At 74.4% G+C, this 8,683-nt stretch carries 8 protein-coding genes; 4 read left to right on the top strand and 4 right to left on the bottom strand.

What is annotated here, in order from left to right; genetic code table 11:
* The 4 genes from cysC to K353_RS37200 form a co-directional block, all read right to left on the bottom strand.
* Positions 1 to 436 (bottom strand): adenylyl-sulfate kinase (cysC, locus tag K353_RS17265; RefSeq protein WP_111554472.1); only part of this gene is annotated, 436 nt, incomplete at its 3' end.
* A gap of 53 nt (positions 437 to 489) precedes the next feature.
* Positions 490 to 1,191, bottom strand: a complete 702-nt coding sequence (locus K353_RS17260; protein WP_111554471.1) for a phosphoadenylyl-sulfate reductase — start codon at positions 1,189 to 1,191, stop codon at positions 490 to 492.
* A gap of 156 nt (positions 1,192 to 1,347) precedes the next feature.
* A complete protein-coding gene (locus tag K353_RS17255) occupies positions 1,348 to 3,072 on the bottom strand; it encodes a nitrite/sulfite reductase (RefSeq protein WP_305000311.1) in 1,725 nt (574 codons plus the stop codon).
* Between the two features lie 182 nt (positions 3,073 to 3,254).
* Positions 3,255 to 3,338, bottom strand: coding sequence for a putative leader peptide (locus K353_RS37200; protein ID WP_318264789.1), 84 nt, complete (start codon positions 3,336 to 3,338; stop codon positions 3,255 to 3,257).
* 259 nt (positions 3,339 to 3,597) lie between these two features.
* Here K353_RS37200 and K353_RS17250 point away from each other — a divergent pair, with 259 nt between their 5' ends.
* The 4 genes from K353_RS17250 (at position 3,598) to K353_RS17235 (ending at position 8,633) form a co-directional block, all read left to right on the top strand.
* Positions 3,598 to 4,812, top strand: coding sequence for a YihY/virulence factor BrkB family protein (locus tag K353_RS17250; protein WP_111554470.1), 1,215 nt, complete (start codon positions 3,598 to 3,600; stop codon positions 4,810 to 4,812).
* Between the two features lie 474 nt (positions 4,813 to 5,286).
* Positions 5,287 to 6,420, top strand: a complete 1,134-nt coding sequence (gene rsgA, locus K353_RS17245) for a ribosome small subunit-dependent GTPase A (protein ID WP_370447618.1) — start codon at positions 5,287 to 5,289, stop codon at positions 6,418 to 6,420.
* A 48-nt stretch (positions 6,421 to 6,468) separates the two neighbouring features.
* A complete protein-coding gene (locus K353_RS17240; protein WP_111554469.1) occupies positions 6,469 to 8,064 on the top strand; it encodes a DNA-3-methyladenine glycosylase 2 family protein in 1,596 nt (531 codons plus the stop codon).
* Positions 8,061 to 8,633 carry a methylated-DNA--[protein]-cysteine S-methyltransferase gene (locus K353_RS17235; RefSeq protein ID WP_111554468.1) on the top strand — a complete coding sequence of 191 codons (573 nt, stop codon included), beginning with the start codon at positions 8,061 to 8,063 and terminating at the stop codon, positions 8,631 to 8,633. The genes K353_RS17240 and K353_RS17235 overlap by 4 nt, the downstream gene beginning before the upstream one ends.
* Positions 8,634 to 8,683: the final 50 nt, after the last annotated feature.

Raw genomic sequence — 8,683 nt, 5'->3', positions numbered from 1 at the left:
CGGAGATCTCACCGGCGGCCTGCTGGGCGTAGAGGCCCTTGACGTCCCGCTCGGAGCAGAGCTCGACCGGGGTGGCGACGTGGATCTCCAGGAACTCGGTGCCGTGGTCGGCGTGCCGTTCGCGCACCGCGGCGCGGGAGTCGGCGAACGGGGCGATCACCGGGGCGAGCACCTTGACGCCGTTGGCAGCGAGCTTCTGGGCGACGAAGCCGATCCGGGTGACGTTGGTGTGCCGGTCCTCGCGGGTGAAGCCGAGGCCCTTGGAGAGGAACTCGCGGATCTCGTCACCGTCCAGCACCTCGACCCGGTGCCCCTCGGCCCGCAGCCGCTCGGCCAGCGCGAACGCGAGGGTGGTCTTGCCCGCACTGGGCAGGCCGGTCAGCCACACGGTGGCGCCGCGCTCGCGGCCCGAGGCCAGAGTCTCGGCGGTGGTCACGGTGGTCACTCCTGACGGTCGGTAACGGTGGTTCACGTACGGGGGAGGCGGGTTCAGAGGTGGATGCCGCACTCGGTCTTGCCGGAGCCCGCCCAGCGGCCGGCCCGGCCCTCCTCGCCCTCGCCGGGCTTGGCGGTGCAGGACAGCGGCGAGCAGCCGATCGAGGTGTAGCCCTCCCACAGCAGCGGGTTCAGCAGCACCCCGTTGGCCTGGACGTAGGCGTCCACGTCGTCCTGGGTCCAGCGGGCGATCGGGGCGATCTTCACCTTGCGGCGCTTGGCGTCCCAGGCCACCACGGGGGTGTCGGCGCGGGACGGCGACTCGTCGCGGCGCAGGCCGGTGGCCCAGGCGTCGTAGCCGCCCAGGCCGCGGTTGAGCGGCTCGACCTTGCGCAGCGCGCAGCACCGGTCCGGGTCGCGGTCGTGCAGGTGCGGCCCGTACCGGGCGTCCTGCTCGGCCACGGTGAGCTTCGGGGTCAGCGTGATCACGTTGACCCGCATGGTCGCGGCGACCGCGTCCCGGGTGCCGATGGTCTCCGGGAAGTGGTAGCCGGTGTCCAGGAAGACCACGTCCACGCCGGGCAGGGCGGTGGAGGCGAGGTGGGCGACCACCGCGTCCTCCATCGAGGAGGTCACGCAGAAGCGCTTGCCGAAGGTGTCGGCGGCCCAGCGCAGGACCTCCTGCGCGGTGGCCTCCTCCAGCTCGCGGCCGGCCCGCAGGGCCATCGCCTCGTAGTCGTCAGTGGTGGTCGTCATGTCCGGTGCCCCCGTCGGTCGTTGGCAGCAGTCCGAGGAACTTCAACTGGAAGCCCCGACGGCACGCCCGGCATTCCCACGCGCCGTGACCGCTCTCGGACGGGCGCAGGTCCTCGTCCCCGCAGTACGGGCAGTAGAAGGGGGCGGCGCGCTCACTCACGACAGCTGCTCCTCGCTCGCCCGGACCGCCCACTGGGCGAACCGCTCGCCGTCCTGACGGTCCGCCTGGTAGCGGGTCAGCAGGCGCTCGACGTAGTCGGGCAGTTCGGCGCTGGTGACCTTCAGGCCGCGGATCTTGCGGCCGAAGCCGGCGTTCTCGAAGCCGAGCGCGCCGCCCAGGTGCACCTGGAAGCCCTCGACCTGCTCGCCGTTCCCGTCGGTGACCAGCTGGCCCTTGAGGCCGATGTCGGCGGTCTGGATGCGGGCGCAGGCGTTCGGGCAGCCGTTGATGTTGATGCTCAGCGGCTCGTCGAACTCCGGCAGGCGGCGCTCCAGTTCGTCGATCAGGGACTGGCCGCGGCCCTTGGTCTCGACGATCGCCAGCTTGCAGTACTCGATGCCGGTGCAGGCCATCGTGCCGCGGCGGAAGGTGGACGGGGTGACCCGCAGGTCCAGCGCCTCCAGGCCGGCCACCAGCGAGGCGACCTTCTCCTCGGCGACGTCGAGGACGATCAGCTTCTGCTCGACGGTGGTGGCCAGGCGGCCGGAGCCGTGCTCGGCGGCCAGGTCGGCGACCTGGGTGAGCAGCTTGCCGTTGACCCGGCCGACCCGCGGGGCGAAGCCGACGTAGAAGTTGCCGTCCTGCTGCCGGTGCACGCCGACGTGGTCGCGCCAGCGGCCGCTGGGCTCCTGCGGGCCGGGGCCGTCGACGAGTTCGCGCTTGAGGTACTCGTCCTGGAGGACCCGGCGGAACTTCTCCGGGCCCCAGTCGGCGACCAGGAACTTCAACCGGGCGCGGGTGCGCAGGCGGCGGTAGCCGTAGTCGCGGAAGATGCCGATCACGCCGGCCCAGACGTCCGGGACCTCCTCCAGCGGCACCCACGCGCCGAGCCGGACGCCCAGCTTCGGGTTGGTGGACAGGCCGCCGCCGACCCACAGGTCGAAGCCCGGGCCGTGCTCGGGGTGGACCACGCCGACGAAGGCGACGTCGTTGATCTCGTGCACCACGTCCAGCAGCGGCGAGCCGGAGATCGCGGTCTTGAACTTGCGCGGCAGGTTGGAGAACTCCTTGCTGCCGATGTAGCGCCGGTTGATCTCGTCGATCGCCCAGCTGCCGTCGATGATCTCGTCCTCGGCGATGCCCGCGACGGGGGAGCCGATCACCACGCGCGGGCAGTCGCCGCACGCCTCGGTGGTGGACAGGCCGACGGCCTCCAGCTTCTGCCAGATCGCCGGGACGTCCTCGATCCGCACCCAGTGGTACTGGACGTTCTGGCGGTCGGTCAGGTCGGCGGTGCCGCGGGCGTACTGCTCGGAGACCTCGCCGATCGCCTTCAGCTGGGCCGTGGTCAGCTGGCCGCCGTCGATGCGCACCCGCATCATGAAGTACTCGTCGTCCAGCTCGTGCGGCTCCAGCAGGGCGGTCTTGCCGCCGTCGATGCCCTGCTTGCGCTGGGTGTACAGGCCCCACCAGCGCATCCGGCCGCGCAGGTCGTTCGGGTCGATCGAGTCGAAGCCGCGCTGGGAGTAGATCGTCTCGATGCGTGTCCGCACGTTGAGACCGTCGTCGTCCTTCTTGAACTGCTCGTTGCCGTTGAGGGGCGTGAAGTGCCCCATGCCCCACTGGCCCTCGCCGCGGTGGCGGGTCACCTTGCGGGCGGCGGGGCGGGCCGCGGGCGCGGCGCCGTCCTGAGGCTCGACCGTTTCGGGAGTGCGGGCCATGGTGTCAGTCCTTTGAGCGGCTTGGCAGGTGCGGGGTGCTGCTTGGCGGCCCCCGGACGCGGCCCGCTCCCACCTGCGGTGTCTCAGCAGGCGGCGGGAGAGGGTGACGCTGGCCGGGGCAGGGTCTTGCGCGCATCCGCGACGGCGGGGATGGCGCCGGTGCGCTGCGGCGTACGAAGGGCTCAGGTCACCGGACAGATGGCGCTGGACACGCGAAGGAGGTCGACGTGGAGTCGGCCAACTAGGGTGGTTCCGGCGCTAGACATGGCAAGAGATTCGCACGGCGAGCGACTCGCGGTCCACTAACGTCCGAATCCTGGACTCCATCGTTCCGCATGCTGGGACAGTGGCCGTTCTCGGCCGGTCCGCGCCCTCCGTGGGCCCCCCGCGTGCTCCTCCAAGTCCCCTGCCGCCCCCCTGCCGTCCCCCCGGTCTCCCGCTGCGTTCCTCCGCGTTCCCCCGGCGGGCCGCCGGTTCCCGGCAGGGCCGCTCGGGCCGCGCGGCCGGGGCCGATACCGTAGGGGCGTGCGAGCAGCAGGCAGTACCCCCCACCCGGCCGGAGGACCCGGGCCGACCGGCGACCGGCCCTCCCGCCGGCGCGGCGGACGGCGCCGCGCCGCGAAGCGCAGCACCTGGCACGGCACCGCGTGGGCGCTGGTGAAGGACACCACCAACACCTGCGTGGAGTACCGGGTCACCGGACTCGCGGCCGAGGCGGCGTTCTTCACCCTCCTCTCCATCCCGCCGCTGCTGCTCTGCCTGGCCGGCACCCTCGGCTACCTCGACGACATCCTCGGGGCCGGGACGATCGACAAGCTCAAGCAGGACATCGTCTCAGCAGCTGGGACGGTGCTCTCACCGAGCTCCATCGACGAGATCGTCCAACCCCTGCTGCGCGACGTGTTCGACAGCGCCCGGCCGGACCTGATCTCGATCGGCTTCCTGCTCTCGCTCTGGTCCGGCTCCCGGGCGCTGTACATCTTCATCGACACCATCACCGTGATGTACGGCCTCGACGGCAAGCGCGGCCTGGTCAAGACCCGGCTGATGTCGCTCGGCCTCTACCTGGGCGCGCTGGTGATCGGCTCCCTGGTGCTGCCGCTGCTGGTGGCCGGGCCCGGGCTGCTGATCGGCACCTTCCAGAGCTGGGCCGGAGTGATCAACGGCCTGTACTGGCCCGCCGCGATCATCCTGCTGGTGCTCTCCCTCACCACCCTCTACCACGTGGCCGTCCCGGTCTCCACGCCCTGGCGCGAGGACATCCCCGGCGCGCTGGTCGCCCTGCTGGTCCTGGTGGTCTGCAGCGTCGCGCTCCGGCTCTACCTGGTCAGCTCGGTCGAGGGCCACTCCGTCTACGGCTCGCTCGCCGCCCCGGTCGCCGTGCTGCTGTGGATCTTCGTGGTGGCGCTGGCCGTGCTCATCGGCGCCGCCATGAACGCCGCGATCGACCGCCGCTGGCCCACCGTCGAGACCGCCGACGCCCGCGCCGAGAACGAGCGGATCGCCGAGGACGTCGCCGTCCAGCGCGGCCGCGAGGCCGCCGCCCGCCGGGCCGTCGAACGCGCCGAACGGGCCCGCCAGTTCGGCCTCGCCGAGGGCCACGACGAGGACCTCTTCGACGAGGACGACGACGAGCCCGTCCCCAGTGAGTACCCGGAGCGCTGGGCCTCCTTCCTCCCGTACGGCGACATCCGGCGCCGGCTCGGCGGCGCCCGGCGCCGCCGGCGCTCCGGGCGGTGAGCGGGCGGCCAGGGCCGTCACCCGCCGGCGGCGCCGTTCCCGGTGCCGTGCGCGCTGCCGGGCGCGCCGTTGGACGCGCCGTCGGACGCGTCGTCGTCGGGCGTACCGCCGTGGGCGCCGTCGTGCGTGTCGCCAATGCCGCCAACTCCACCCTTGCGTCCGGGATTTCCGCCAACTTCCTTCCGGGGTGGGCGAGTTGGGGTTTCGCGGAGGGGTGCGGAAAATCGGTGGCGCGGGGGGCGGGCGGGTACTAGCGTGGCGTCCGCCGATCGAGCGCGCCCCAGGGCGGGGTGCGCGAGGCGTGTCCGGAGAGGAAGGAGGTGAGGACCGTGAGGCCCGTTCTCGCAGGTGTCCGCCACCGCGTCCAGAAGTCCAGCGAGTCCACCACCCCCCGGCCCCCGGCCCGCCGTCTCCCGGCGTCGCACCTCCGCTGACGCCCTCCGGCCGGGGCCGCCCGCTCCCCGAAGGGTCCCGTTGATCACCGTGCAGGCCCCCGCCCGCCCCCTCCCCGTGCCCGCTCCTCCTCCCGCGTCCTCCGTTCCCCCCGCGCACCCGCTCGCCGGCCTCGGCTGGACGGACGACCGGGCCGCCGCGTTCGCCCCGTTCGCCGCCGCCGGGCTGCTGCCCGGGCGGATCGTCCGGATGGACCGCGGCAGCTGCGAAGTCCTGCTCGTCGACCCCGGGAGCGGCGAGCCGGTCGTGCGCCGCGCCGCCACCCGTCCGGTCATGACGGCCGACACCGCGCACAACCCGTGCACCGGCGACTGGGTCGCGTTCGACCCGGCCGCCCGTCCCGCCCCCGCCCTCGCGGCGGTGCTGCCCCGCACCACCGCGATCATCCGCAAGGGCGCCCACAAGCGCTCCGAAGGCCAGGTCCTGGCCGCCAACGTCGACACCGTACTGATCGCCGTCTCGCTCGCCGCGGAACCCGATCCCGGCCGGATCGAGCGCCTGCTCGCCCTCGCCTGGGAGTCCGGGGCCGAACCGCTGATAGTCCTGACCAAGTCCGACCTGGTCCACGACGGCGACTTCGTCCGGGCGGACGTCGAGGCGATCGCCCCCGGGGTCGCCGTCCTGGCGGTCAGCGCCGAGACCGGCGAGGGGATGGACGCACTGCGCGCCCGGGCCACCGGCTCCTGCGCCCTGATCGGCCAGTCCGGCGCGGGCAAGTCCACCCTCACCAACGCCCTCACCGGGACGTCGGCGATGACGGTCCAGCAGGTCCGCTCCGTCGACGAGAAGGGCCGGCACACCACCACCGCCCGCGAACTCGTCCCGCTCCCGTCCGGCGGCGCCGTCATCGACACCCCCGGCCTGCGCGGCGTCGGCCTCTTCGGCGGCGAAGGCATCGACCAGGCCTTCGCCGACATCAGCGCCATCGCCGCCGCGTGCCGCTACGGCGACTGCTCCCACCGCACCGAACCCCGCTGCGCCGTCCGCGCCGCCCTCGCCGACGGCACCCTCCCCGAGCGCCGCTGGGAGAGCTACCTCAAGCTCCAACGCGAGAACGACTTCATCGCCGCCCGCACCGACGCCCGCCTCCGCGCCGAACGCGCCCGCCACCGCAAGCACCTCACCAAGGCGGCCCGCTCCCACCCCAAACCCTGACGGCCCCGGCCCCGGCCCCGGGCGCACCGCCCGGGGCCGCCCACGGTGATGTCCGATTCCCGCCAGTCGGCGCTCCGGCGATCGCGCAGACTGGAAGGCGTGATCGACGACGAGACCAGGTACCGGGCCGTGGACAGCCGGGACGCCCGCTTCGACGGAGTGTTCTTCACGGCGGTACGGACCACCGGCATCTACTGCCGTCCGAGCTGCCCGGCCACCACCCCCAAGCGCACCAACTGCACCTTCTACCCGACCGCGGCCGCCGCCCAGGGCGCGGGCTACCGGGCCTGCCGGCGCTGCCGGCCGGACTCGGTGCCCGGCTCGCCCGAGTGGAACCACCGGGCCGACCTGGTCGGCCGCGCCGTGCGGCTGATCGGGGACGGCGTGGTCGACCGGGAGGGCGTCGCCGGGCTGGCGTCCCGGCTCGGCTACAGCTCCCGGCAGCTCCAGCGGCAGCTGACCGCCGAGCTCGGCGCGGGCCCGCTCGCGCTGGCCCGGGCGCAGCGCGCGCAGACCGCCCGCCTCCTCCTGCAGACCACCGAACTGCCGGTCACCGACGTGGCGTTCGCGGCCGGGTTCGCCTCCGTCCGGCAGTTCAACGACACCATCCGCGAGGTGTACGACCGCACCCCGTCCACGCTGCGCACCGAGCACGGCGGCCACCGCCGCACCCCGGCCGCGGGCGGCACGCTCGGCCTGCGGCTGGCCTACCGGGGCGCGATCGACACCGGCCACCTGCTCGACTTCCTCGGCCTGCGGGCCGTCCCGGGCGTCGAGGAGGTCGTCCCGGGCCCGCGCCCCGGCACCCGCAGCTACCGGCGCACCCTGGCCCTCCCGTACGGGCACGGCCTGGCCGAGGTGGACGGGCTCGCCCCCGGCGACCGGCCGGACCGGGGCTGGCTGGACTGCCGGCTGACCCTCACCGACCTGCGCGACCTGACCACGGCCGTGCACCGGCTGCGCGCCCTGTTCGACCTGGACGCCGACCCGGAGGCGGTGGACACCCGGCTCGCCGCCGACCCGCTGCTGGCCCCGCTGGCCGCCGCCCGGCCCGGGCTGCGCTCGCCCGGCCACGTCGACCCGCACGAGCTCGCCGTCCGGGCCGTGCTCGGCCAGCAGGTCACGGTGGCCGCCGCCCGCACCCTGGCCGGGCGGCTCGCCGAGCGGTACGGCACCCCGCTGCCGACCGCCGACGGCGGGCTGCGCCTGCTGTTCCCGACCGCCGCGGCGCTGGCCGCCGCCGACCCGGAGCACCTGGCGATGCCGGCCGCCCGGCGCCGGGCCCTGCTCGGCCTGTGCGCGGCGCTCGCCGACGGCACGGTCCGGCTCGACCCGGGCGTCGACCGCGAGCAGGCCGCCGCCGAACTGCTCGCGCTGCCCGGCATCGGCCCGTGGACGGTCGGCTACCTGCGGATGCGCGCCCTCGCCGACCCGGACGTGTTCCTCCCCACCGACATCGGCGTCCGCGACGGCCTGCGCGCCCTCGACGCGGCGGGCGACCCGCGCGCCGCCGCCGAACGCTCCGCCCGCTGGGCGCCCTGGCGCTCCTACGCCCTGCACCACCTGTGGTCGGCCGCGGCCGAACGCCACGCCGCCAACCCCCGTACCCGCGCGACCCGCGAGACCCCCGAGGACCAGTCATGACCACCGAACCCACCGCCGTACCCGCCCCCGCCCCCGCGCCCGCGCCCGCTCTCACCCCCGCGCCCGCCACCGTGTTCACCACCATGGAGAGCCCGCTCGGGACCCTGCTGCTCAGCGGCGTCCTCGGCCCCGACGGCGGCTGCGCGCTGTCCACCGTCACCGCCCCCGGCCAGAAGGGCGCGCTCGCCGCACCCGCCGCCCACTGGCGGCCCGACGCCGACGCCCTCGCCCCGGCCGTCGACCAGCTCACCGCCTACTTCGCCGGCGCGCGCACCTCCTTCGACCTGCCGCTGGCCCCCGTCGGCACCCCCTTCCGGCAGCGGATCTGGGACGCCCTGAACGACATCCCGTACGGCACCACCCTCACCTACGGCCAACTCGCCGACGTCGCGGGCCAGTCCCCGCGCGCGGTGCGCGCCGTCGGCGGCGCGGTCGGTGCCAACCCGCTGCTGATCGTCCGCCCCTGCCACCGCGTGATGGGCGCCAACGGCAGCCTCACCGGCTTCGCCGCGGGCATCGACGCCAAGCGCTGGCTACTGGCCCACGAGAGCGGCGACCGGCTGTTCTGACCCTCCGTCACCCCTCGTCCACCTCGGTGCCGTTCGGCCCGGCCGGGGCG

The sequence above is a fragment of the Kitasatospora sp. SolWspMP-SS2h genome, from assembly GCF_003259315.1.
Classification (GTDB): Bacteria; Actinomycetota; Actinomycetes; order Streptomycetales; family Streptomycetaceae; genus Kitasatospora; species Kitasatospora fiedleri.
Note: the sequence above shows the minus strand (reverse complement) of the source record. Positions and strands in the feature narration are given on the sequence as shown.